The sequence below is a fragment of the Pseudoalteromonas rhizosphaerae genome, from assembly GCF_902498845.1.
Classification (GTDB): domain Bacteria; phylum Pseudomonadota; class Gammaproteobacteria; order Enterobacterales; family Alteromonadaceae; genus Pseudoalteromonas; species Pseudoalteromonas rhizosphaerae.
On record NZ_CABVLM010000002.1, the window covers coordinates 178,294 to 203,179 of the forward strand.

Annotated in this window: 25 protein-coding genes; 13 read left to right on the forward strand and 12 right to left on the reverse strand. The window is 41.9% G+C overall.

Annotation, left to right across the window (positions count from 1 at the left end; all coding sequences use genetic code 11):
- Positions 1 to 15 precede the first annotated feature (15 nt).
- Both PSR9079_RS03845 and PSR9079_RS03850 read left to right on the forward strand, forming a co-directional pair.
- A complete protein-coding gene (locus PSR9079_RS03845; RefSeq protein WP_145238122.1) occupies positions 16 to 405 on the forward strand; it encodes a hypothetical protein in 390 nt (129 codons plus the stop codon).
- Complete coding sequence (locus tag PSR9079_RS03850) at positions 406 to 906, forward strand: prolyl-tRNA synthetase associated domain-containing protein (protein WP_145238125.1); 501 nt, start codon at positions 406 to 408, stop codon at positions 904 to 906.
- Here PSR9079_RS03850 and PSR9079_RS03855 read toward each other — a convergent pair.
- Positions 873 to 2,015 (reverse strand): MFS transporter, encoded by a 1,143-nt coding sequence (locus PSR9079_RS03855; protein WP_149980502.1) that lies wholly within the window; start codon positions 2,013 to 2,015, stop codon positions 873 to 875. The genes PSR9079_RS03850 and PSR9079_RS03855 overlap by 34 nt on opposite strands.
- A 485-nt stretch (positions 2,016 to 2,500) precedes the next feature.
- Here PSR9079_RS03855 and PSR9079_RS03860 point away from each other — a divergent pair, with 485 nt between their 5' ends.
- The 4 genes from PSR9079_RS03860 (at position 2,501) to PSR9079_RS03875 (ending at position 5,638) form a co-directional block, all read left to right on the forward strand.
- Positions 2,501 to 3,040: a DUF2058 domain-containing protein gene (locus PSR9079_RS03860; RefSeq protein WP_149980503.1), complete on the forward strand. Its 540-nt coding sequence runs from the start codon at positions 2,501 to 2,503 to the stop codon at positions 3,038 to 3,040.
- Between the two features lie 142 nt (positions 3,041 to 3,182).
- Positions 3,183 to 3,506, forward strand: coding sequence for a c-type cytochrome (locus PSR9079_RS03865; RefSeq protein ID WP_145238134.1), 324 nt, complete (start codon positions 3,183 to 3,185; stop codon positions 3,504 to 3,506).
- A gap of 160 nt (positions 3,507 to 3,666) precedes the next feature.
- The gene (locus PSR9079_RS03870) at positions 3,667 to 4,434 is read left to right on the forward strand and encodes a class II aldolase/adducin family protein (RefSeq protein ID WP_145238137.1); all 768 of its coding nucleotides are present in this window, start codon (positions 3,667 to 3,669) and stop codon (positions 4,432 to 4,434) included.
- A gap of 28 nt (positions 4,435 to 4,462) precedes the next feature.
- A complete protein-coding gene (locus PSR9079_RS03875) occupies positions 4,463 to 5,638 on the forward strand; it encodes a mandelate racemase/muconate lactonizing enzyme family protein (RefSeq protein WP_064668182.1) in 1,176 nt (391 codons plus the stop codon).
- Between the two features lie 128 nt (positions 5,639 to 5,766).
- Here PSR9079_RS03875 and PSR9079_RS03880 read toward each other — a convergent pair whose 3' ends face one another.
- From PSR9079_RS03880 to zapB, 9 genes are all read right to left on the reverse strand, one after another.
- Positions 5,767 to 6,147: a hypothetical protein gene (locus PSR9079_RS03880; RefSeq protein ID WP_149980504.1), complete on the reverse strand. Its 381-nt coding sequence runs from the start codon at positions 6,145 to 6,147 to the stop codon at positions 5,767 to 5,769.
- Between the two features lie 31 nt (positions 6,148 to 6,178).
- Positions 6,179 to 7,756 carry a S41 family peptidase gene (locus PSR9079_RS03885; protein ID WP_149980505.1) on the reverse strand — a complete coding sequence of 526 codons (1,578 nt, stop codon included), beginning with the start codon at positions 7,754 to 7,756 and terminating at the stop codon, positions 6,179 to 6,181.
- Between the two features lie 50 nt (positions 7,757 to 7,806).
- A complete protein-coding gene (locus tag PSR9079_RS03890; RefSeq protein WP_149980506.1) occupies positions 7,807 to 8,649 on the reverse strand; it encodes an amidohydrolase family protein in 843 nt (280 codons plus the stop codon).
- Entirely contained in the window at positions 8,646 to 9,374 is a 729-nt protein-coding gene (locus tag PSR9079_RS03895; RefSeq protein WP_149980507.1) for an SDR family NAD(P)-dependent oxidoreductase, read from the reverse strand. The genes PSR9079_RS03890 and PSR9079_RS03895 overlap by 4 nt, the downstream gene beginning before the upstream one ends.
- A 9-nt stretch (positions 9,375 to 9,383) precedes the next feature.
- Positions 9,384 to 9,872, reverse strand: a complete 489-nt coding sequence (locus PSR9079_RS03900; protein WP_149980508.1) for an FKBP-type peptidyl-prolyl cis-trans isomerase — start codon at positions 9,870 to 9,872, stop codon at positions 9,384 to 9,386.
- 76 nt (positions 9,873 to 9,948) lie between these two features.
- Positions 9,949 to 11,439, reverse strand: coding sequence for a LysM peptidoglycan-binding domain-containing protein (locus PSR9079_RS03905; protein WP_149980509.1), 1,491 nt, complete (start codon positions 11,437 to 11,439; stop codon positions 9,949 to 9,951).
- Positions 11,440 to 11,493: 54 nt separating this feature from the next.
- Positions 11,494 to 12,513, reverse strand: a complete 1,020-nt coding sequence (locus PSR9079_RS03910; protein WP_149980510.1) for an MBL fold metallo-hydrolase — start codon at positions 12,511 to 12,513, stop codon at positions 11,494 to 11,496.
- Positions 12,514 to 12,621: 108 nt separating this feature from the next.
- Positions 12,622 to 12,921: a cell division protein ZapA gene (locus PSR9079_RS03915; protein ID WP_149980511.1), complete on the reverse strand. Its 300-nt coding sequence runs from the start codon at positions 12,919 to 12,921 to the stop codon at positions 12,622 to 12,624.
- Entirely contained in the window at positions 12,921 to 13,151 is a 231-nt protein-coding gene (zapB, locus tag PSR9079_RS03920) for a cell division protein ZapB (RefSeq protein WP_145238165.1), read from the reverse strand. Before zapB ends, PSR9079_RS03915 begins: the two co-directional genes overlap by 1 nt.
- Positions 13,152 to 13,385: 234 nt before the next feature.
- On the opposite strand from zapB, the gene PSR9079_RS03925 reads away from it, so the two are divergent.
- Positions 13,386 to 14,225, forward strand: coding sequence for a 23S rRNA (adenine(2030)-N(6))-methyltransferase RlmJ (locus PSR9079_RS03925; RefSeq protein WP_149980512.1), 840 nt, complete (start codon positions 13,386 to 13,388; stop codon positions 14,223 to 14,225).
- Positions 14,226 to 14,276: 51 nt separating this feature from the next.
- Here the strand turns inward: PSR9079_RS03925 and PSR9079_RS03930 are convergent, their stop codons facing one another.
- Both PSR9079_RS03930 and PSR9079_RS03935 read right to left on the reverse strand, forming a co-directional pair.
- The gene (locus tag PSR9079_RS03930) at positions 14,277 to 15,092 is read right to left on the reverse strand and encodes an META domain-containing protein (protein WP_145238168.1); all 816 of its coding nucleotides are present in this window, start codon (positions 15,090 to 15,092) and stop codon (positions 14,277 to 14,279) included.
- 139 nt (positions 15,093 to 15,231) lie between these two features.
- Entirely contained in the window at positions 15,232 to 15,798 is a 567-nt protein-coding gene (locus PSR9079_RS03935) for a PhnA domain-containing protein (protein ID WP_145238171.1), read from the reverse strand.
- Positions 15,799 to 16,045: 247 nt separating this feature from the next.
- Between PSR9079_RS03935 and PSR9079_RS03940 the strand changes: the two genes are divergently transcribed.
- The 6 genes from PSR9079_RS03940 to PSR9079_RS03965 all read left to right on the forward strand — a co-directional run bounded on the left by PSR9079_RS03940 (position 16,046) and on the right by PSR9079_RS03965 (position 24,745).
- Positions 16,046 to 17,320 carry an EAL and HDOD domain-containing protein gene (locus tag PSR9079_RS03940; RefSeq protein WP_149980513.1) on the forward strand — a complete coding sequence of 425 codons (1,275 nt, stop codon included), beginning with the start codon at positions 16,046 to 16,048 and terminating at the stop codon, positions 17,318 to 17,320.
- A gap of 47 nt (positions 17,321 to 17,367) precedes the next feature.
- A complete protein-coding gene (locus tag PSR9079_RS03945; RefSeq protein WP_149980514.1) occupies positions 17,368 to 17,976 on the forward strand; it encodes a paraquat-inducible protein A in 609 nt (202 codons plus the stop codon).
- Positions 17,977 to 18,104: 128 nt separating this feature from the next.
- Positions 18,105 to 18,473 (forward strand): hypothetical protein, encoded by a 369-nt coding sequence (locus PSR9079_RS03950; RefSeq protein WP_149980515.1) that lies wholly within the window; start codon positions 18,105 to 18,107, stop codon positions 18,471 to 18,473.
- A gap of 86 nt (positions 18,474 to 18,559) precedes the next feature.
- Positions 18,560 to 19,885, forward strand: a complete 1,326-nt coding sequence (locus tag PSR9079_RS03955; protein WP_149980516.1) for a TolC family protein — start codon at positions 18,560 to 18,562, stop codon at positions 19,883 to 19,885.
- Positions 19,875 to 21,620, forward strand: coding sequence for an efflux RND transporter periplasmic adaptor subunit (locus tag PSR9079_RS03960; protein WP_149980517.1), 1,746 nt, complete (start codon positions 19,875 to 19,877; stop codon positions 21,618 to 21,620). Before PSR9079_RS03955 ends, PSR9079_RS03960 begins: the two co-directional genes overlap by 11 nt.
- 8 nt (positions 21,621 to 21,628) lie before the next feature.
- A complete protein-coding gene (locus PSR9079_RS03965; protein WP_149980518.1) occupies positions 21,629 to 24,745 on the forward strand; it encodes an efflux RND transporter permease subunit in 3,117 nt (1,038 codons plus the stop codon).
- Positions 24,746 to 24,886: the final 141 nt, after the last annotated feature.

The window sequence follows — 24,886 nt, forward strand, 5'->3', positions numbered from 1 at the left end:
GGAATGATACTAATAATGAAAAAATACGCGTTGATGTTACTCGTTTTACTCTGTGGTTGTGCTAGCCAAAGTGATGAGCCGCCTTTTGAAATTAATAATAAACAGTTACACACTAAATTAGATGAGCAAGGTAATAAGATTTTTGCTTATGTGGTATCGGTTAAAGCCAATAGTCGCGCAAATTTAAACTTAGATCGACCACTGACACGCCAGCAATTTAAAAACTTTGCAGAGCAAGAATATTTTGAAGAATCAAATAGCTTAAAATTAGAATTAGAAGATCAAGCCGTGCACTTATTAAAACAAGAGCTGCATGACAAAAAATATTGTCGCAACGATAAATATGAGATAAATGAAGTATTGTGGCGAGATTTAAGTGTACGCTTGATGGGGCGTTGTTTATAAATGTTAGCGGATAAAAGTAAATTAGCGGCGCTGTTAGCGCATTTAAATATCAATTATGACGTTATCGAACACCCTGCATTACATAGTAGTCTTGCTGCAGATGAATTAATGGTGGAACGCCCCGGAACAAGATTAAAAAACTTATTTTTGCGTGATAACGAAGGTAAAAAGCATTTTTTAGTGATCACCGCACATGACAAGCAATTAGACTTAAAATCATTGGCTAAATATCAAGGCTTGTCACGCTTAGGGTTTGCCTCCGATGAGCGCTTAGCACGCTTTTTAAAAGTCGCACCTGGATGTGTATCTATGCTTGCTTTGATGAATGATAAGCAAAATGATGTCACTTTATGGCTTGACCAAGACATATGGTTTGGTGATCTATTTCATTGTCATCCATTTGAGAACACCCAAACATGGTTATTAAAAAAAGCCGATTTAGACGCTTTTTTTGCCACCACAGGGCATCAGCCTAAAGTGGTTTTTTTACCTGCTAGATAAGCCGAACTTACTAAAATTAATCCGCATATACAGACTAATAATAACGAGGCCATAAATGCGATATGGCCAAGTTGTTGATATACCAAGCCTGGTACAAAAGAGCCTAAAGCCCCGCCACTATAATAAAACGACACATAAGCACCATTAGTGACACTCGGTGGTGCACTGCTTATTTTATTAACCAGTGGCGCTGCGGTTGAATGAATAATAAACATTGCGCCGCAAAAACCAGTGAATGCCAGTAAAAAAATCACTAATTGTGAGCTCATCAAAAATACTAGTGTAGTGCTGTAAAAAGCAAATATAGCAGACAATAAATGCCACGGTGAAATACTCTTTTTTAATAACCAAGGAGTCGCAATAGAGGCGAGGGCGCCAATCAAGTAACCGCTATAAACTAAGCCAATATCACGGGTATTAGTAATTAAAAAAGTGTCTTGTAAAATGAACGGTAAATAATTTAATAACGCAGCAAAGCAAAAAAACATACAAAACACCGCACCATATAATTTTAATACCGCAGCATTCGCGAGCTGTTTTAAATAATTTAATGGGGAAAGAGTGCTGTTAACAATGGCTGTTTGATTACGTGGAATACTCAGTGCAAAGCTAATTAAACCTGCGGCAATAACAAAATAGAAGCTTTGCCAAGTCCATAAATCAGCAAAAATAGCCGCTAACACTCGGCCAAAGTAACCCCCAGCAATTGTACTGCCAATATAGAAGGTCATATTCTTTTGCAAACTATCAGCTTGATAAGTGCTGCCTATGTAAGTGGTCATTGCGGTGAGTGTGGCAGGCAAGGTTAAACCTTGTAAAAATCGTAGTAACAGTAATAACTCAAAACTGGGGGCGTAGGCAAAAGCAATACAGGTAACAGCTAGTACTAGCATCGCGTAGCGAAGAATTGTTAAAGGGTTACGTTTAGCTAGTAATAAGCCGTATACCAAAGGAGCAATCGCCAAAGGGAGCATAGTTGCCGTCATCAAGCTACCTGCGGTTGCAGGACTAACTGAAAATTGCTCTGCAAATAAACTTAATAATGGCTGCGGTGCATAGAGCACGAAAAAGATAAACAGCGAGCAAACTAATAAATGACCGAAACGCATTTTATTGGCCCTACTACAAAAACCACAGCTTAACCTGATTGATATTAAATTCAACCTCAACGCGTTCTTTAAGTGGTTACTTTTATTCTAGAAATAAGTATTTATTGCGCTAAATCAGGTTTTCAATCACAACACTTTGCTAGATTAATGGTCACAGCACTATGATTTGTTTTAATTGGTGATTATACCCAAGCCACCTCAAGATGCAGAATTCAGCGTTTCACAGGGGCTTAATATCAAGGCGTTACTTTGCAAGAATGACAGTCCCTTTTAAGAAGTAACAACGCTGAGAGTAAGTTCCTGTGAAACGCCCAACGGGTTGGTTTAAAAGCGATTTATACTACGTTATTGATTTTAGCAATAGACCCACTATTACTTGCAATCAATGCCTTGTCTAAATCGCTTTTAATTCCAACTGAAACTCGCATCTTGGGGTGGTTTGGGTATAAAATAAAGCTAATATCAGTTTTTAATGGAACAAAGCTATGGGTTCATTACAAGACCAATTGCTACAAGCAGGATTAACCACATCACATAAAGCTAAAGTTGCTAAAAGTGAAAAGCGTAAGCAACAAAAAAAGCCAAAAAAAGGGGCGACCAGTAACCCTAGTGATCTGCAAAAGCATATTCAGCAAACAAAGTTAGAACAGCAGAAAAAAGCAGAAGAATTAAATCAAGCTCGCCAAGGTGAGTTAAAGCAACGTGAGCAAGTTGCCCGCGTAAAGCAGATATTAGAACATCATAATCAAGATTCGATTCGTGGTGAGCGGACTTTCAATTTTACTTACGAAAATAAAGTCAAAGAGCTCGACGTAAATGAACAAACGCAAAAAGCCTTGTCAGGTGGCCGACTGGCAATTTGTGTGTTGGAAGGGCAGTTTTTTGTACTTGAAGATGAGCCAGCCCGTAAAGTGGCAGAAGTTGATGAAAAGTACATCGTGTTTCATGTAGAGCCAGAAGACAAAGGCAAAGATGCTGATGACCCATACGCTGATTTTGAAGTACCAGATGATTTAGTATGGTAGCCTAAGAGATGACTTGAACAGCGTGTTTGGTGATCTACTTGGTGTATAAATTACGTACATATGTGATGTACAAAGATCCGTTATTATGGTCTACAATTAAGCTAATAATTTTTATAAACCGTCAAAAAGAAGAGAAAATACAATGAGCAAGATAACAAAATTACTCTTAGGTGCAAGCCTCTCAATGGTTGCTAGTATGTCATTTAACAGCATGGCTGCCGATGGTGCTGCGCTTTATACAGCAAAAATGTGCCAAACATGTCATGGTCCTGAAGGTAAGGCACCGATCATGGCAATGTATCCTAAACTAAATGGTCAGAATAAAGACTACTTAGTGGCACAAATGAAAGACATTAAATCAGGTGCGCGCAACAATGGCATGACTGCAGCGATGAAAGCGATGGTTGCGACTGTTACTGAAGAAGAAATGGTTGCTATTGCCGATTACTTAGCAAACGTAAAATAATTTTTGCTGAGTGTGAGTTATCACTGGGCTCACAGAAAACAGCCACACCAATTTGGTGTGGCTGTTTTGTTTTAAATATTGATCATCCACGCACACTACTTTAGACTTCTATCCATCTATATCGTGTTTTGCTTTTAACGCGTTTAAATAAGGCCCCATAATGTTTGATTTACCACAACTTGATTTAAAAAATAAAGTCTCTGCACAAGAATGGCAGTTACGAGTTGATTTAGCCGCCTGTTATCGGTTGGTTGAGCATTTTCGTTGGGGTGATTTGATTTACACACATTTATCGGCGCGTTTGCCGGGTACTGACCATTATTTAGTGAATGCGTTTGGCCTCACATTTGATGAAGTAACAGCTTCTAACCTAGTCAAAGTGGACTTGGCCGGAAATATTTTAGATGACACGCCATTTGCAATCAACCCTGCTGGTTTTACGATTCACAGCGCGATTCACGAAGTGCGTGATGACGCTCATTGTGTTATTCACTTACATACTAAAGAAACGATTGCCGTTGCCACGCAGCAAAATGGTCTGCTGCCACTTAGTCAATATTCAATGTTTTCACTGCCGTCATTGTCTTATCACGGCTATGAAGGCTTAGCAGTTAATAGCGATGAGAAAAAACGTTTACAAGATGATCTCGCTAATACTAATCATATGTTGTTAGTAAACCATGGTGGTTTAACTGTGGGGCCAACGGTGGGTGATGCATTTATGCGTTTTTATGACTTACAGCGTGCTTGTGAAATACAGCTGGCTTTACAAGCCAGTGGCCAAGCTGTTACACCAGTACCTCAAGCCATAATCGATAATATTTATAATCAAGCGAATGTAGTGCACAGCGGTAGTACCGGTGGGCAATTAGCTTGGCCTGCGATGTTACGTAAGGCCCATCGTCTTGATCCTAGTTTTGCAAAATAACCTAAGCCTTGGTTAATAAGGAATTGTCATGAAAGTTAATCGCGTTGAAGTTTTTGATATCCACTGTCCAGACAGACCTGCTTGGACTCCTGTATTTGTCCGTATTCATACTGACGAAGGTATTAGCGGGGTTGGCGAAGCTGGCCTTGCTTATGATTTAGGACACAGTGCTGCCGCTGCTATGATCAAAGAAATGGCTGATGCTTTCTTAATTGGTCATGACCCATTTCAAACCGAAAAGTTATGGTCGCGTATGCTGCGTGAAAGCTTTTGGGGTTTAGGTGGGGGCCCAGTAGTCTATGCAGCAATGAGCGCGATAGACACCGCTTTATGGGACATTAAGGGCAAAGCATTAGGTTTACCTGTGTATCAGTTGTTAGGCGGTAAAGTTAACGACAAGCTGCGTACTTATGCTTCGCAATTACAGTTTGACTGGGACACTGAGTTTAAAGCTCTGGTACATCCACAAGAATACGCAGAAGCGGCGTTAAAAGCAGTGGCTGAAGGCTACGATGCCGTTAAAGTTGATCCGATCCAATATGATAAAGACGGCAATACCTATTACGACCGCACTAACATTATTTCACGTGCTGAAATGAAGCTATATCGCGCCCGTATGCAGGCAATTCGTGAAGCTGTTGGTGATGAAGTCGATATCATTTTTGAATGCCACAGTTTACCGGGTGTTACCTCTGCTATTCAAATCGGTGAAATCGCTAAAGAATTTGACTGTATGTTTTATGAAGAACCAGTTAACTACTTAAATCATTCGTTACATGCCAAAGTGGCAGATAAAGTATCAGTGCCAATTGCTGGTGGCGAGCGTTTATATAATCGTTGGGGTGTGCGCCCTTACTTAGAAGATCAAAGTATTAATGTATTACAGCCAGATATCGGTTTATGTGGTGGTTTTACTGAAACTAAAAAAGTGTGTGATTACGCTGATATTTTTGATGTGCGTATTCAGGCTCACGTCTGTGGCGGCCCCGTTGCAACCGCAGCATCATTACATTTAGAAACGGCTATTCCAAATTTCTTAATTCATGAGCATCACACTTATGCAATTAAAAAGTGGAACCGTGAGTTATGCTTGCAAGATCCACAGCCTAAAAATGGTTTCTTTGAAGTGTCTGAAGAGCCAGGTATTGGTATTGAACTTAACGACGAAATCGTGATGCGCTCTCAGCGTGTTGAGATCAAATAAAATCATAGGCTACGAGCTATGAGTAGCGAGCTAATTTCAGCTCGCTATTCATTAAGTTTATCTACTTTGGCTTTTGCAAATTTAAAACTATTTCTTACTAATTCAAAACGTTAAAATTTTCCTAGCACCTAGATATCATTCACCTTGCATTGTACATCCGGTAGCGGCTCGGTGGCTTTGCTATCGAGATGACGTACAAAGCATAGGTTGTTTTTTATCAGTAATTCAAAACGGTCTGGCATGTTTAGCTGTTTACCCATAATAGGGTTGCCAAGCTCGTCGGTTTTAGTGACGTTATCAACGACCATCAAGCTGCGCTTCATAAACACATCATTAGCTACTGCAATCTTCTCTGAGCGCATTAGGCGAGCAATTCCTTGAGCAATCAGTTCCCCTTGTGGCTCTGTTAGTAATGCATGCTGTAATTTTGGTGTTGGTTCACTGCTTTGCACAGAGCAGCCGCTGATCAAGAGCGCGGTTAGTATTGATAATGAACATTCTTTTAGCATAACAATTCTGCCTTGAGTTTAATGCTAACGCTTAATGCGAAGGCAGTATTTTATTTTGCTCAGCAAGAGATCCAGCCCGTGTATCTAATACTGCAGGGGTATCGCCAAAGCGTGCAGGTGCAAAACCTTGCTTACTGGCTATTGAACTGGCTGCTGGACAACGACCATTATCACTATAACCCAACGCGGCTTTTAGTACCGCTTCTTCAGGATCGCCTAACTGGTGGCTAAAGTCATCAGCAACGGCGCAACCGGCTATGCGTACTGGTAAGCGGGCATTGTCAGTGGTGTTTTGCGGCGCAAAACCATCTGAATATTCACCAAAACCTTTATTGTTTTCACCGGTAAATTGAATACTAAAGTAAGTTGTATCGCAGTTATCGGTGGGATAAAAACCGTATGGTTTACCGCAGGTACCAGAGCCAATTTGAATTACCTCAATATCTGCACCGCGTAAGCCATTTATTATCGCTTCGCTGGCAGAGCAAGTGCTACTAGTGGTTAGTAAATAAACGCGTTTTAAGTTAAGGCTTGGTAATGGTGTACCTGGTATTAATGCCGGGTTCTCGGCAAAGCCAACAAATTCATCGGTGAACATCACAGGCTCCAAACGCTGCCCAGTAACAGGGTTAAAGGTTGGGTGTTGATCGTTAAAAATGGTTTTTTCGAAAACTTTACCGTTGGTGTTCGCGGGGCCTGCGATCATATAAGCAACTTGACTGGCCATTTGTAAAAAACCACCGCCATTATAACGAATATCAATAATCAGATCAGTGACATTACTTGCTTTGAGATTATTAAAGGCATCATAAAGCGGTTTTTCAGCAATTGCATTGTGGCTATTAAATTGAAAGTAACCAACAGTGCCATCAGCCAGGGTTTTCACGTTTGTGACTGGCCTAGAAGTAATCGTTTGTGAGTTTAAAATAACTTCGCGGGTTTCATCGGTATTAATATCTTTGAATACGAAGGTAGTACTTTTACCGGTTTGAGTTGGATATAAACCCGCGTTGAGGATATCGACCTCTGCTTGCGTGCTGGCATTGATAAAATCAACACCATCGATTTCTAAAATTTCAAAGCCGCGGGCAAGATTTTGCGCACTTGCAGGTGAGTTGGGCTCTGTATAGCTGATCACACCTTGACGTGGTGCTGTAGGGCTGATTAATTTAACCTTAAAACCGTAACCAAAAGTCACTCCTGATTGGCTTTGGGCTTCCCATTGTGCGGTTGGTAGGCTAGAGTGAAAGTTATCTTTGTTTGCGCCTGACTCGGTAATTTGCTCGGTTTTTAGTAATTTAAAATATTCATTTACAGCAGGGGTCAGCGCTGGATCACGATCGATAATTTCGTCATACCAAAGGTAGGTTTCATTGCTCCATGAGCGCAGCCAGTGCTTTTCGTTTAATGCTTGGCATTGTTGATAAAAATTACTTGAGGGTTGAAATACACCTTGTGTCCAATTGATTCTGTTACCAGTGTCGCCATCACCATTGCTGTTATTGTTGTTGTCGGTCATTGTACTACCGCCACCACAGCCAGAAAGAAGCGCTAGAAAAGAAACATTGAAAAGCCCAATAGTGAGCTTTTGAATAGAGGAAACAGCCATAGTGATGATCTATTTTTTATACAATATAAACTCAATATAGCGGTTTTTAATTAAACTTGGTAGCAGTGCTGCGCATTTTTGTAGCTAAGTTGTTGCCATACACTATGAGTATTACACAGCTCAAAATGGTTTGACCAACGCTGTTGATAACTCGCGTTGATTTGACACACAGGGAAATTACTAGCAAACATAACGCGGTGCTGACCAAAGTGTTGCAGGATAAAGTTAAAACACTGCTGTTGCTGAGTTTGCAGCTGCGCGGTGAGTAGCTCAAAGCCTGAAAATTTAATCCAGCAGTTAGGTAGTTGCGCTAATTGGCTGATCCCCTGCTGCCAAATTGACAGATTATTGGGTAAACCCGCATGGTTTATTATTAATTGTAAATGCGGAAGTTGTTGGCAGTAGTTGATTAGCTGTTGGGTAATCGTGAGCTTTTCAACTTCAAATTGAGCTTCAAATATCAGCTGCTTACTGGCTAATAGCGCTAAGTTATCATGGCATGTAGCATGGCTTAAGCGCATGGCATCAGCGCCTTCAGTGATATCTCTAATGCCCACTAAGCTTGGGTGTGATAAAGCGGTAATTGCATTATTAAAATCGTCGGGATGACTATTAATATTGGCAAAGCTGATAGCTTTATAATTGTGGCCACCTAAGTGCTCAGCTAGCCAGTGTAGTTCATTGATGGGGTGCTGGTTATCAAAGCCTGCTTCAATGTGTACTAGGCCAGCAATTTCAAACTGACTTATATGCTGTAATTGGTTAACACTTATGGGCGCTTTAATCGTATCTAAATTTGGCCAAGGCACAGGATTGTTACCTTGTAGCCAATCATATTGCCCTTGGACTAAATTAAAAAAGTGTACGTGAGGGTCAATAATGCGTTCACTCATTGCGCGGTATAACCACCATCAATAGTTTGCAAACTGCCGGTAATAAAGCTGGCATCATCACTGGCTAAAAACGTAACTAATGCTGCGACTTCATCAGCTTGGCCTAATCGTCCGAGTGGCTGTAATGCGCCTTCTTCGGCAACTATAGTGGCTTTATCGGCGCCACTACGAGCACAATATGCGTCGATAGCATTATGAAAAAGCGGTGTTTCTATGGTGCCTGGGCACACTGCATTGGTGCGAATATTAAACTGGGCATAATCCAATGCGGTGGTTTTTGCCATTGAGGCTAACGCATGTTTGGTCAGGTTATACGCAAACGAGTTGTTTTTAGCTATGATGGCTTGATCTGAGGCAATTAAAATAATCACCCCATTTTGTTGCGCTTTCATGCTTGGTAACACGCTTTGAATTGCCGCGTAGGCACCTTTTACATTAAGTGCAAACAAGCTATCGAAGGTTGCTTCGTCAGTGTCTTCAATTGTCGCGCTTAGATGACGGCCGGCATTCGATACCAACACATCTATACATTTGCCATTACTGGCAATCTTTGCAATAACCTTTTTTACTGCGCTAACATTACTCACATCGCAGTGGTGCCAAGTGCCTAAATCTGCAGGTTCTAGATCAAGGTTATGTACTTGGTAACCATTATTTAGAAAACGCTTAACAACAGCACGACCTATACCTTTACTGCCGCCTGTAACGATAGCAACCTTTGACATGGAATTTCCTTAGTGGTTGTGACCACAACCGCCTTCGCTATGGACATGGCCGTGTGATACTTCTTCGCTGGTTGCTTCACGTACGCTAAGTACTTGTACATCAAACGTTAGAGTTTTGCCTGCAAATGGGTGGTTTAAATCACAATCAGCATTGAAACGACCTACTTTCACGATCGTTACTTGATGACGGCCTTGATTAGAGCTAACCATTGCTGTCATGCCTGGCTTCCATGCTTTAGTGTCACCTTGAAGGTGTTTAAGAGGAATGCGTTGAATAAGATCATCAACACGTTCACCGTAAGATTCACTCGGTGTAAGTGTCACGCTGAAGCTATCGCCAGCAGCCTTGCCTTCAAGAGCTGTTTCAAGACCAGGAAGCATACCTTCCAAACCATGAATATAGGTTAGCGGCTCACTGCCAGTACTTGTTTCTAGTTGCTCGCCCGCTTCACTTAATGTGTAGTGAAATTCAACTGCCGAGTTTTTGCTAATTTGCATGCCGATCTCTTTAATTTAACTGTAATGAAAAGCTAATTTTACGCTAAATAAGCCGGATTATAAACTACTGGTTCGGTTAGTGTGGTTGCTTTAAGGTTCTTGCAAGCTCTGAAAGTAAACCTTCGTCATGCAATTGTGACACGGCCTTTGTTGCTTGCGGCAAATGTAGCACCAGCTGCGTGCCAGGCGTTAAAATACTCGAGGCACTAAGTTTATTCCACCGGGCTAAATCACTATGCGGCACATCATAAAGTTGGCTGATTCCCCAGATAGTATCACCAGGCTTTACCTGGTATTGGATTGCGATAGTGGGGATCGCTATTTCAGTTTGTTCAAGGTAAGGACTGATTTTATAATTGATAGTTAACGAGTCTGGCATGGTGCGAGGTTGGCCAACCATCAATGCTTCACCAATACCGATTAAATTAGAGGTTTTGTTATTCATCGCTTTTAGTTTGTTAACTGATAATCCAAAACGACGGGCAATCGAGTACAAAGTATCATTTTTTTTCACTGTATATTCGCCAGTGAAATTATTTTTAAAGAACTGGCTGCTTAATAAGCTTTGCTGTTGCAGTGGTAGTAATAAAGTATGAGGACCATTAGGTGAGCTTTGGTTTTTTAAATAGCCAGGATTGAGTTTGTGTAGTTGGCTGCGACCAATACCAGATAAATTGGCGATCACCGAAAAATCAAATTGCTGGCCAACGTTAAGCTCAGTTGTAAGGGCTTTGTTGGCAAGTTTAGGGCGGTATAATCCGCGCTGAGGGTTTTGTATTAAGTAGCTTAATGCCATTAGCTTTGGCACGTATTCAGAGGTTTCTTTGGGTAATTTCAACGACCAGTAATCAGTGCTTTTGCCGCGCTTTTTATTTTCTGCGATGGCGCGCTTTACACGTCCTTCGCCACTATTATAAGCCGCTAATGCATGTAGCCAGTCGCCATCAAAGCGCTTATGTAAATACTCTAAATAGGCCAAAGCGGCATCTGTTGAAGCGAGAACATCTTTGCGCCCGTCATACCATTGATCTGATTTTATGCCGAAGTGATGAGCCGTCGCACCGACTAATTGCCATACCCCAACAGCTTGTTCTGAGGAGCTAATAGTCGGGCGAAAGTCACTTTCTACAAAAGGCAATAAAGCTAATTCCATGGGTAACTTACGTTGCTCTATTTTACTAACAATATGATAAAGATAAGGCGCAGCCCGGGCACTGACAACCTGTAAGTATTTTGGTTGCTTGGTATACCAGGTAATCCGTTTATTTAGTGCTTTGTTTAGGTAAATTTGAATGGTTAAGTTGTCGGCTATATGTCGCCATAAATCTTTATTGCGAGTGTGCGCTTGAGGTGATGTAGCGGCTTGTTGCGCTGGAGCTGTTAATGTTATTTTTTGTTTTTTATGCTTGGTATCTGTGGGCTGTGCTGAGCTATTTGATGACGGTTTAACGTGATTAAAAATAACCGGAGCTTGCACAGTATCACTTGGCGCTGAATGTGGCTCAGTTGTTTGGCAACCGGATAGTAAAATTAAAGTCACAAACAGGGCTAAGAGGTAACTGCGCATAAACATCACTAAATTAATATCCTTTTAAAAGTCTAGCACATCCACGTGCGAGCGCTATTTTGACTGTTTAACTCGTTTAAGTCCAGCCTCTAGAAACAGCGGGTAAGCTTTTCGTGCTATCTCATCAACTTGGTAGTCTTTCGCAAACTGCTGATTAAAGCTTTGCTGTAATTGCACTAAATCTTGCTCTGGATAGTTTGTTACATGCTGTTGTATCGCGTGCAAAAAGTTTAATGGTTGCTGTAAATCGTCTCGTTTTAGTACGCTTCCGTGGCCAGGCAGGATTATCTTGATGCGCTGATCTGAGTGAAGTTGTGTGAGTATTTGCAACCAGTTATTAAAATTACCATGGCCGGGATAAGGTAGCCAATCAACCACATCAGCACCGACTAAAATGCGATGATTTTCGGCGCTGAGAGTTAAATCACCATTAGTATGGGCTTGGTGTGCGTTAATCGTGACTGGGTAGTTGCCAAGTTCAATGGTTAAGCTATCAACAACGTAAGTTTGTGGTGGTTGTAGTTGATATTGGCGCCATCGTAATAATCGCTGCTTAGCTAAGTTGAGTTTGTTTTGCCAGTGCTGTTGTTGCGCTTCGGGCTGCTGGGCTAAACGCTGTAAACTCAATTCGATACTTTTTTCATAACTATCAAGTTTATTAGTATAGGTTTGTTGGAGTTGACTAAATTCAGTAGCAAGCTGTTGATGGACAATTAATTGAGCATCGGGGAAATGATGCTGCAAAATAGCCATGCCCAGTAAATGGTCGTCGTGGAAGTGACTAGCAACTAAGTAACACAAGGGGGTTTTTAAGGTGCTTTTTAGTTGCTTAACGGTTGCTTCAACAGCGGCAAAGTCGCCACTGGCATCAAACATTAGCGCGCATTTATCACCTTCAATGAGCACTTGGTTTGAGTCATAAAAGCGTAGGGCTCGTTGCTGCTCTAAAAATTGTACGTTAGGGGAGATTGTTTGCCACTGTGTTGCTGCAACAGCAGAGCGGGGTGCAACAAGACTAAAGCTTAGCAATAAAAGTGCAGTTAACTGAGTGGGGATATAAAAAGGGTGAGTCATAACAGTATTGCCAAAATAGAGAAAATAAAATAGGCAAGTTAGCTGATTTTGTTTTTAATTGATACTGGAATCCACGAGATAATAAAAAAAGCGCGAGTGCGCTTTTTTTTATTCGGCTGACGATTGCCCTAAGTAAGCACTGAGCTTATCGATGAGTTGATCCTGCTGCTGTTGGGTAACGCTTTGCTGTGTTTTTGCTTCGAGTAACTCATGGCTAATATTCAAGGCTGCCATTAATAAGGCTTTTTGATCATTGCGCACTGTTGAGCGCTGCTTCATTTGATCAACCAAATCATTTAAGTATTTAGCTGATGCAATGAGTGCATCCTCTTGCCCAGCTGGGCAAGCAAATTGCTGCTCTTTACCAAGCAACTCAACTGTGACTCGCTGGTTTTGCAGCTCAGACATTAGTTAGCCTGTTGGGCGCTTTGTAGCTTCTCAAGTAAACCCGTTAAAGTTGTGCTGGTGTCTTTTTGTTTTTCTTCACTTTCAAGTACTTCAAGTTGAAGAATTTCATTTTCATCGATTAGCTTACTATTTTTATCTTTAAGCTCGCTAACCTGAGTTTGTAGCTGTGAATTTTGGCTAATTAATTGGTCGATCAATTGTTCTAGTTGAGAAAGGGTATCGTTATTCATAAAGGCGCTCATAAAACTGTGATTATTGTCATGCAAATGTAAAGCAAAGTTGCTTTATATGCCAGCATTTACGTGTGTTTTGGCTGATTTTTATTTAATGTTAATAAGCTGTTCAGGCTAGCGACTAATTTGTTCATAAGTGGTTCACTTAATGGCCAGCAATTTATGACCCTTGGCGTTTTATGTTGTAGAATATAACTAACTTCAATGAGTTTATTTAAGCGAAATTATATTATGCTCAGTTACAGACACTCATTTCATGCTGGAAACCCAGCCGATGTCGTTAAACATTTGGTATTAGCTCAGGTATTAAGTTACCAGACGCTCAAAGATAAGCCATTGGACTATATCGATACTCACTCAGGAGCTGGCTTTTTTGAATTAGCCAGTGCTGATGCACAAAAAACGCAAGAATACCTAAATGGCATTGCTAAGCTTTATCAACATCGCAGTGAGCATCAGGAACTAAATGATTATATTGATTTAATTAAATCATTTAATGATACAGAACAATTAGCTTTTTATCCGGGCTCGCCGAAAATTGCTGAGCATTTCTTACGTCGCCAAGACAAAGGTTGGTTTTTTGAGCTACATCCGCGAGATTTGGCATTACTACAAGAAAACATGAGCGGTAAGCGCTCAATTCGTGTCCGCGGCGAGGATGGCTTTACGGGTCTAGTAGGGTTATTACCCCCCGCTTCGCGCAGAGCATGTGTACTCATTGATCCACCTTATGAAATTAAAGACGATTACGACACTGTGGTAAAAACATTAACGAAGGCTTATCAACGCTTTGCTACTGGCACTTACATGATTTGGTATCCGGTGGTCGACAGAGAAAGAATTGAGCGTATGGAAGAGGGATTGATTGCTTCAGGTATGCGTAATATTCAGTTATTTGAATTAGCGACTGAAGCCGATACCGACGTGCATGGCATGACTGCATCGGGGATGATAGTAATTAATCCACCGTGGAAGTTAAAACAAACTATGGATAAGGTATTACCTGAACTAGTTACCTTATTAAGCGATTCATCAGGCTTTTATCGCAGCGAGCAATTAGTTGCCGAATAAACATTGAAACGCCCAGTTCACTGGGCGTTTAATTACAGAGAGTGATTAGAGTTAATTAAAATACACGGCTTTAAAGGTTGCCAGTACTTTACCTTGCTTATCTTTTAAGGTGAGTGATTCACCATTAATATTCCACGTCGCAGTATTTTCTAGTACGCCAGACATTGCAGTTTCTTGTTCCATACCTTGAGAGCACATTTTTCTAGTACTAGCTTGCGGGCTGAATGTCAGTGCTTGTTGATCTACTTGATAACTACCAGCAAAATTATTGCAGCCTAAAAAGCCATGGCTTTTGTTATCTTTACTAAATTGAATAAAGGGTTCTTTTGTTTCAACAGTGACTTGCACGCCATTTATAGTAACAGCTTTAAAATACGTATTTACTAAATCGACATTAGGCTTTTGCGGCGCAACTTTAGACACGACTACTTCATAAGGTGCTTGTTGTGATTGCTCAAATGGATTGTTATGTGTAGTACTAACGTACAATAACTGATCTTGATTAGTGATACGTGCAATTACGCTATAGCGATGACGTTGATCCATTTTGCTCGCGTCGTAGCTAAGCTCTACCGTATAAGGTGGTGCGCCATTGATATCAATAGTTTGTTGACTAATTATTTCTGCTTCAGTATCCATCTTTGACACATCAGCTAAAGTCACTGTGAGTTGTGATCCAGGACCTAACATGCTGCGATCAAGGTAGCTAACTTGAGTTGTTAAAGTGGCCATGGCTGCATCTTCAGTGGTTTGTTTAGTTTGTGGATCAGGTAGGCTCTTGCACCCGTTAAGTACCATTGCACTGCTGGCCAATAAACTAATGCTGGCAATCGATTTTAAAACTGAATAAGGTTTGTTCGATAGCATGGTTTATTCCTTGAAATAAATGAATCGGTTGATTTTTAATCTATGGGTAGTTTACAGCGCGATTACTTAATCATAGCTTAATTATATTTAGGAACAAAAAAAGGCGCATAAATGCACCTTTTTGTAGGCACAGAGATATTTACTTCTTCACAAACTTGGTCAAAATAACAATGCGCTGACCGTCAACACGTCCTTCAATATGTTCAGGGTTGCTGGTTAAGCCGATATTACGCACAGCAGTACCACGTTTAGCCGTTAAGCTACTGCCCTTAACATCTAAATCTTTAATAAGTGTGACTGTATCGCCGGCTTGCAGTACCACGCCGTTGCTATCAACATGTTTAATATCATCATTTTCAGCAAGTACTTTTTTAGCCCATGCTAACGTATCTTCTTCAAGATAGATCATGTCTAGCGCATCTTGTGCCCAGCCATTATCAGCAGCTAAACGGGTCAGCATACGGTACGCCACCACTTGTACCGCAGGTGTTTGGCTCCACATGCTATCGTTTAAACAATGCCAATGAGTAGGGGTAATATCAGTAGTGCCTTCAACTTGGTCTTTACACGTCTGGCAGGTATAAATACATTTATCTGAATGAGCTTCAGTGACAGGTGGCACTTCGTATACAGAAAGGTTTTCAGTTGCAGTACATAACTCACATTGGTTATTACTGCGTTCAACTAAGGCTTGTTCAATGCTCATATCAAGGCTCTTTTGGGGGTTAACAGAAAAGTAAGCCCTTATTATACTCAATCATCAGTCAAATTAGAACTTATCCATTATTTTAGTGTGGGTATAGTGAAAACTTTGGTTTTACAGGTCGTTTGCAGACATTCAGTAAAAGGAGCATTATTGCTTAGGCAAGGCGCAAAAACCTTACTATACTGAGTACATAAAATAACAACAATTTAGCTGGCATGAGTCACTATAGTTATTAGCAGGAAATAATATGCTTGATACGCAAATAACCGCCGAGGTGCCAAAACTTGTTACACAATACATTGCTAGGCAGCCAATTTTTGATGCTGAAACAGGCATTTATGCATACGAATTACTGTATCGAGATTCGATAAATAACGCATTCCCTATTGGCACAACAGATGGTCAGGCTACTGGGCGGCTGTTTTTTAACGCTTTAATGCTTATTGGTATAAATAAACTTACTGCGAACCAACGCGCTTTTATAAACCTTTCTTCAGATGCCCTACTAGATGATTTCCCTAAATTATTGCAACCCGATAGCGCAGTAATAGAAATTGTTGAACGAGCCGACAACATTGATAAAGTGACCAATCGAGTTACGGCTCTAAAAAAAGAGGGTTATACTTTTGCTCTCGATGATTATGATGGAGATGAAAAATGGGAGCCATTATTACATTTAGTTGATTATATAAAGCTTGAAGTTGAAGAGCCCATCATTAAAACCAATATGCTGTTAAAAAAGCTTAAACGCCGTTTTCCTGATGTAAAAATCATAGTTGAACGAATTGAAACGCACGAACAATTTATGCTGCTAAAAAGTGCCGGCTGCGATTACTTTCAAGGCTTCTTTTTCGCGCGTCCAGAAATGCTCAGCTACCATAATGTTGAGCCATCTAAATTTGCTGTTTTTGATTTGCTGCGCTGTACGTCGCGCCCAGATCTCGATTTTGATGAAGTCCACCAGCGGGTAGCGAAAGACGTCGGTTTAACTGCCCGTATTCTTAAATTAGTGAATGCCCGCTCTGGTAACCAAAATTTAGTGATCACCTCTATTTCACAAGCGGTTATTTATTTAGGTGAAGATGCAATTCGTCAATTTGTAAGAGTGTTGGCGCTTAGTGAACTAGGGGTTGATAAACCTAGTGAACTAACTAAGTTGGGGTTAACTCGTGCGCATTTCATGCAGTTAATGCTAGAGCCTGGCGGTAAGGAAATGTCTCAGCGTGGTTACTTAGTTGGCTTGATGTCAGTGCTCGATGCTATTTTAAATATGGAACTGGATGTTATCGCAAAAGAGTTTTGTTTAGGCGATGATTTATCGAGTGCACTGCTTAACTTTAACGGTATGTTAGGTGCTACTTTGCAGTTAGCTCGCGCGGTAGAGGAAGATAATTGGCCATTAGCAGTTAAATTGTTAGAAACTATTCGCCCAGCTTCTGCCATTGATATTGTTTATAATGCCATGCTCGTAGCACGGCAATACGGCGATGAGGTTTTAGCCTCAATTATTGAAGATACTTAATACCTTGAGTATGATGCGCCATCATCAATATACTTTAAAAGACGACTATGCGTTTATTACTGCCGATCACGACTATTTTAATTGCTCTGGCGTTGTTATTACCTGGCGTTACTCAGCCTGTGCTAACCCTTGAGGGGAAAATTGATAAATCAAAGCTCGCCAAAACGGGCATTGCTATGATTGCTGATGAAGGTGACCGTCATACCCGCAGTATGTTAATGATGGCATCGAGCATGTTGGGCCTTGATGAACTCGAAGGTGAAATTAGTGCTTATAAAAAAACACGGAGCATTTGGGGCACGGTTAACGAACTTGCCAATAATAAAAATTACCTAGTCGCAGCATTGGTAGCATTGTTTTCAATTGTGGTGCCAGCTTTAAAACTGTTGATGCAATTAGTTTATTGTTTAATACCGATGAACAAATTAAAACATATACTCGGTCAAGTTATACAAGGCTTGAGTAAATGGAGCATGGTAGATGTATTTGTCATTGCTTTGATTGTGGCCTACCTTGCTGGTAACGCCGATGGCCAGATGGGAGAACTGATCAACATGCATGCCGAATTTGGTACAGGTTTTTGGTACTTTACCGGTTATTGCTTATTTGCCATCGCCGCCAGCAGCTTAATTAAAGTTACGCCAAAAAATAGCTAAACGTTTGTGTTAACTAAATAGTTATCATAAACTTCGCTAGAACCTAGAACCTAGAACCTAGAACCTAGAACCTAGAACCTAGAACCTAGAACCTAGAACCTAGAACCTAATTTATAAAAGGCACTTTTTTGCAACGCATTTATATTAGTTTATTCACAGTCGTTTTATTGCTCACTTTAGTGGGTCAAGCGGTTGCGTCTGTAACTATGAGTTGTGATATGCCACACATGAGTCAACCGCATGCAACTATGGCTGATAGTAGTGATATGCATCACGACATGTCTGCGGGTATGATGAACATGGATTGTTGTGACGATGACGCAAGCGCTAATCAAGAGTGTGGTTGTCCAATGAGCGCCTGCAGTACCCACTCAATGTTAAACATGAGTGTGTTAGTTACCGTTATACTGACGACGTCTGAAAAAGTACAACTTTATATCCCGCAAAATCAACATCGTATAGCCAGTTCACTGTATCGCCCCCCTATGCCTGCTTAATTGCAGGATAGGTGCGTCTAAAATTTACCTAAATCACCTTTTCTGCCCCTAAATTTAGTTGTCTTTTAATTTTAGTGGAGTAAGTGATGAATCACTTCGCAGTATTTAAAGTCAGTTTTTTAGCGCTTATGCTAACAACTGCAATTCCAGCACACAGTAATGAATTAAGCCTTGATGAAGCGCTCAGCTATGCACTTGATAATGAGCCATGGCTAACCGCCAGCAAATATCAACAAGCTGCTATACAAGCACAAAGTTTAGCGGCAGGCACACTGCCGGATCCAGTATTAACGGTGGGCTTAATGAATTTACCCACCGACGGTTTTGCTTTTGACCAAGAAGGCATGACCCAATTAAAAGTTGGCGTGAGCCAAATGTTTAGCCGTGGCGATAGCTTAGCGCTTAAGCAGCATGCGTTAGCGCAGTCAGCGCAGCAATATCCTTGGCTACGAGCCGACAGACTCGCTCAAGTAAAAACCATTGTTATTGAATCTTGGCTCAATGCATATCGTGCCCAGCAAAGTATTGCGTTAATTGAGCAAGATAAAGCATTGTTCTCGCAGCTTATTGATATTACTGAATCGAGTTATGCCAGCTCAGTAGGTAACACCCGCCAACAAGATATTATTCGAGCGCAGCTAGAGTTAACCCGCCTTGAAGATAAATTAGTGATGTTAGAGCAGCAGTTCGAAAGCGCGAAAAAGCGTTTATCGCAATGGTTACCAATCAACATGTTAACTCAGCCTGTCAGCGCAAAACGTCATGATATAGCGCCTTTAGTTGATTTTGCGCAGCTTGAATTTGCACAGTTGATGCCATTATTAATGGCGCATCCAGCGATTGTCGCGCTTGATAAAACAGTAGCGGCTAAACAAACAGAAGTTGAGGTGGCAAAACAAGGCTATAAACCGCAGTTTGGGGTAAATATGGGCTATGGTTATCGCGATGATACGCCAATGGGGGATTCCCGAGCGGATCTGTTTTCAGTTGGTGTGAGTGTTGATTTACCACTATTTACTGATAACCGCCAAGACCAACAAGTTAATGCGGCGATAGCTATGGCTGAGGCGGTGAAAACTCAAAAACTAATTGCATTACAAAAGCTACAAGGGATGTATTTTAAAGAGTTTAGTCAGTTGCCCCAATTAGCAAAGCGTGATGCACTTTATCAAACTAAATTATTGCCACAAATGGCGGAGCAAGCACAAGCTACATTAAATGCTTATACCCGTGATGACGGTGACTTTTCAGATGTAATGCGCGCCCGTATCAGCGAACTGAATGCCAAAATTGATGCGTTAAACATAGAGATTGATCAACAAATTATTATTGCTCGCCTGAATTATTACGCTAGTAGCAAAGATGCTGCTGTGATGGTTGAGCAATTAGCAGGAGAGCACCGTGAACACTAATTTAAAATTGCTTATCGCAGTACTTATAGGTGCAGGAATATCTGCTAGTGGCTTGTATTTTTTCGGTAATAGTACAGAGCCTGAGGTGATCAGCGCAGAGAAAAAACCATTATATTGGGTTGCGCCTATGGATAGTAATTATCGCCGTGATGCACCAGGGCTTTCACCAATGGGGATGGACTTAGTACCTGTGTATAGTGAAGGAGCTAACAACAATCAAGATGGTCCCGGTGCAGTGACAATTTCCCCTGCTGTTGTTAATAATTTAGGGGTTAGAACGGCTAAAGTACAGCTCAAGGCACTGCAAAGTGAAGTAAAAACGGTGGGCTACGTACAATACAATCAAGATCAGTTAGTGCATATTCACCCGCGTGTAGAAGGCTGGATAGAAACGCTGTACGTTAAAGCCGCTGGCGATCAGGTAAAACAAGGGGAACCGCTGTATACCTTATATTCTCCGCAACTGGTAAATGCTCAAGAAGAATTTGTACTGGCTGTTGATCGTAATAACACCGTGCTTATTCGTGCAGCCAAAGCGCGCTTAAAAGCATTGAATGTGTCGGATGGTTTTGTCGAGCGCCTACAAGTTAATAAAAAGGTGATGCAAAATATTACCTTCTATGCTCGCCAAAGTGGTGTGGTTGATGAACTTAATGTGCGCGAAGGTTTTTATGTCAAGCCAGGCACCTCAATGATGAGTATCGCTCAACTTGATGAAGTTTGGGTCGAAGCCGAAGTATTCGAGCGGCAAGCGCAGCTTATTGAAGTCGGTTTACCGGTGACTATGACTCTAGATTATATTGCCGGACAAAGCTGGCGCGGTAAGGTCGATTATATTTACCCAACATTGGATGCCAAAAACCGTACTTTGCGGGTGCGTTTACGCTTTAATAATCAAGATCATCAACTAAAACCGAATATGTTTGCGCAAGTAAGCATCCATGCTAAAGCTGCTGAGCAACAACTTATAGTACCTAAAGAAGCGGTGATCCGCACCGGTTCCCAAGACCGTGTTGTTATCGCTTTAGGCGAAGGACGCTTTAAATCGGTGGCAGTCGAACTGGGCCGCAGTGATAGCCATAACGCCGTTATTTTAGCGGGCGTTAAAGCCGATGATGAAGTGGTGACGTCAGCGCAATTCTTGTTAGATTCAGAATCCAGCAAAAGCTCTGATTTTAAGCGCATGCAAACACCAGAAGCTACCACTAGCGTGTGGGGCAAAGGAGTCGTTAATAGTGTAATGGCAAGTCACCGTATGGTGAATATCAGCCATGACCCTATTGAAGAGCTCGATTGGCCTAGTATGAAAATGGACTTTACGGTTGCCGATAGCGTTGATTTTCAAGCGCTGCAAGCTGGGCAAACACTGCATTTTGAGTTGACTAAAAAAACTGATAGCAGTTATATGATTAGCGGCATTCATATTATGGATTCCACCCATATGATGAGCGAAGCGCAAAATATGGCGACCGTAACCGGTACTATCAACAGCATTGATAAAACCCAGCGCACTGCCAATATTAGCCGTGGTGCAATTGAGAAATGGCACCGAGATCCGGCCACTATGGACTTTATGTTTGCTGAACATATTGATTTAATTAGCCTTGAGCCGAAGCAACAGCTGACATTTACTTTTAGTGTGCAAGATGGTGAGTTCGTGATCCAGCTTATCGATACTGAATCAAGCATGCGAACTAGTGACAATAGCGCCATGTCATCGCATGACGGACATTAGGAGGCTTTATGATAGCAGCAGTTATTCGTTGGTCCGTTACCAATCGCTTTTTTGTATTATTGCTAACAGCAATACTCATTGGCAGTGGTTTATTTGCGGTAAAAAATACCCCAGTTGATGCCTTACCTGATTTATCCGATGTGCAGGTGATTGTAAAAACCTCATACCCAGGGCAAGCGCCACAGGTGGTGCAAGATCAGGTTACTTTCCCACTTACCACCGCGATGCTCTCAGTACCCGGGGCGCAAACGGTACGTGGTTTTTCATTTTTTGGTGATTCCTACGTATATGTCATCTTTGATGAAAACACCGATCTTTACTGGGCTAGAAGTCGAGTGCAAGAGTATTTAAGTCAAGTAGCAAGCCGCTTGCCCGACAGCGCAACCGCAGAGCTGGGCCCAGATGCCACCGGTGTAGGTTGGATTTATTTATACGCGCTGGTGGATAAAACCAATCAACACGACATTAGCCAGTTACGCAGCTTGCAAGATTGGTTTTTAAAGTTTGAATTGCAAACTGTACCAGGGGTGTCAGAAGTGGCCTCAGTGGGCGGTATGGTGAAGCAATATCAAGTCAATGTAGATCCAGATAAACTGCGTGCTTATGGTATACCACTGAGTTTAATTCAAACCGCAATTAAGCAAGGTAACCAAGAAATGGGCGCTTCGGTGGTGGAAATGGCCGAAGCCGAATACATGGTAACCAGCACCGGTTATATAAAAAGCGTCGCTGATTTAGAGGCAATTCCACTTGGGGTGAATGCCAACGGCACACCGCTGCAATTACGCGATGTAGCCGATATTCGCCTTGGGCCACAAATGCGCCGTGGCATTGCTGAGCTAAACGGCGAGGGCGAAGTAGCTGGTGGCGTAGTGGTGATGCGCTATGGCGAAAACGCACAAAAAACCATAGAGCTGGTGAAAGCAAAACTTGAATCACTCAGCAAAGGCTTACCCGATGGGGTAGAAATTGTGCCTGTGTATGACCGCTCTAATCTGATCAAAAATGCAGTGGATAACCTCACCAGCAAACTATTTGAAGAGCTAGTGGTAGTGGCGCTTATATGCATCGTATTTTTGTTCCATGTACGCTCGTCCTTGGTGGCAATTATCACTTTACCGCTGGGAATATTAACGGCATTTATCATCATGTATTGGCAAGGCATAAACGCCAATATAATGTCGCTCGGTGGTATTGCTATCGCCATTGGCGCGATGACCGACGGCGCGATTGTAATGATCGAAAACATGCATAAACACATGGAAAAAACGCCACTAACCGATGAAAACCGCTGGCAAGTTGTCACCGATGCTGCCAGTGAAGTCGGTCCAGCGCTGTTTTTTAGCTTAATGATCATTACCGTGAGCTTTATGCCAGTGTTTATTTTAGAAGCCCAAGAAGGCCGGATGTTTGCTCCGTTAGCGTACACTAAAACCTATGCCATGGCCGCATCTGCGGGCTTGGCAATCACTTTAGTACCTGTATTAATGGGTTACTTTATACGCGGCAAAGTTATTTCTGAGCAAAACAACCCAGTAAACCGCTTGCTAGTGAATGCTTACAAGCCGCTGCTGAACACGGTTTTGCGGTTCCCTAAAATGACTTTAGTACTGGCTGTGGTGGTCGCTGTTATTGGCTTTTATCCGGTCAATAAAATTGGCAGTGAGTTTATTCCGCCGCTGGATGAAGGCGATTTAATGTATATGCCGACGACTTATCCTGGTTTATCGATTGGGAAAGCGCGCGAGATTTTACAACAAACCGATAAACTTATCGCCACAGTTCCAGAGGTGTTAACCGTGTTTGGTAAAGTCGGCCGGGCAGAAACAGCAACCGATCCTGCGCCACTGACCATGATTGAAACCTTTATTCAGCTCAAGCCAAAAGATCAGTGGCGCGAAGGCATGACCTTAGACAAATTGAAAAAACAACTCGACGGCTTAGTGAAGTTTCCAGGCCTGACTAATGCATGGGTGATGCCGATCAAAACTCGTATTGATATGCTGGCAACTGGGATTAAAACCCCTGTGGGCATTAAAGTTGCGGGACCAAATTTGAGCGAGATTCAAAAAATTGGCCAGCAGATTGAAGTGTTACTTAAAGATGTACCCGGCACGGCTTCCGTTTACTCTGAGCGAGTAGCGGGTGGGCGTTATATAAAGGTCGATATCAACCGTGAAAAAGCCGCCCGTTACAGCTTAAATATTGCCGATGTGCAGCAAGTGGTTGCCACCGCAATTGGCGGCATGAATGTAACCGAAACGGTCGAAGGGCAAGAGCGTTACCCGGTAAACTTACGTTATCCGCAAGACTATCGGGATTCGCCCGAAGAACTGATGCTATTGCCAATAGTCACCCCAGCAGGGCAACGCATTGCTCTTGCCGATGTGGCTGACGTATTTATTGAAGATGGTCCGCCGGGCATAAAAAGCGAAAATGCCCGCTTAAACGGCTGGAGCTTTATTGATATTGATGGCATTGATATTGGTAGTTATGTCGACAATGCGCGCAAAGTGCTTGACGAAAAACTAGTGCTACCAGCAGGTTATTCAATAACCTGGGCAGGGCAATATGAATACATGGAACGTGCGAAAGAAAAGCTCGCCTATGTATTACCACTGACCTTAGCGATTATAATTGTGTTGTTGTACCTCAACTTTCGAAGCTTTGTAGAAGTGGCAATTATAATAGCAACCTTACCGCTGGCGATGATCGGCGGCATCTGGCTCATGTATTTAGAAGGCTTTAACTTCTCAGTCGCAGTGGGAGTGGGCTTTATTGCCCTTGCCGGGGTTGCGGTGGAAATTGGCGTGATCATGCTAGTGTATTTAAACCAAGCCTATTATGAAAAGTGCGTGCAAGCACAACAAGCAGGTAAAGTGCTTAGTTTTTTAGAGCTTAAACAAGCCATAGTCGAAGGCGCAGGCCTGCGAGTACGCCCAGTGATGATGACAGTCGCCACTATTATAATCGGTTTGCTCCCCGTACTTTACGGCACAGGCACCGGCAGTGAAGTAATGAGCCGCATAGCCGCACCGATGGTCGGCGGTATGTTCAGCGCCATTATATTAACATTGTTGGTACTGCCAGCCGTTTATTTGTTATGGCGAAAGCGGGATCTGTAAAGCAGATAATAAAAAGGAGTGGGCTAACTACCTGACTCCTTTATTCTAATACTTTAATTTATTATTTTTATGCTGGGGCAAATATATGTACACAAGGGTCAGGTTCGTTGCTTCACACCACTGCTCATATTCCAGTACCTG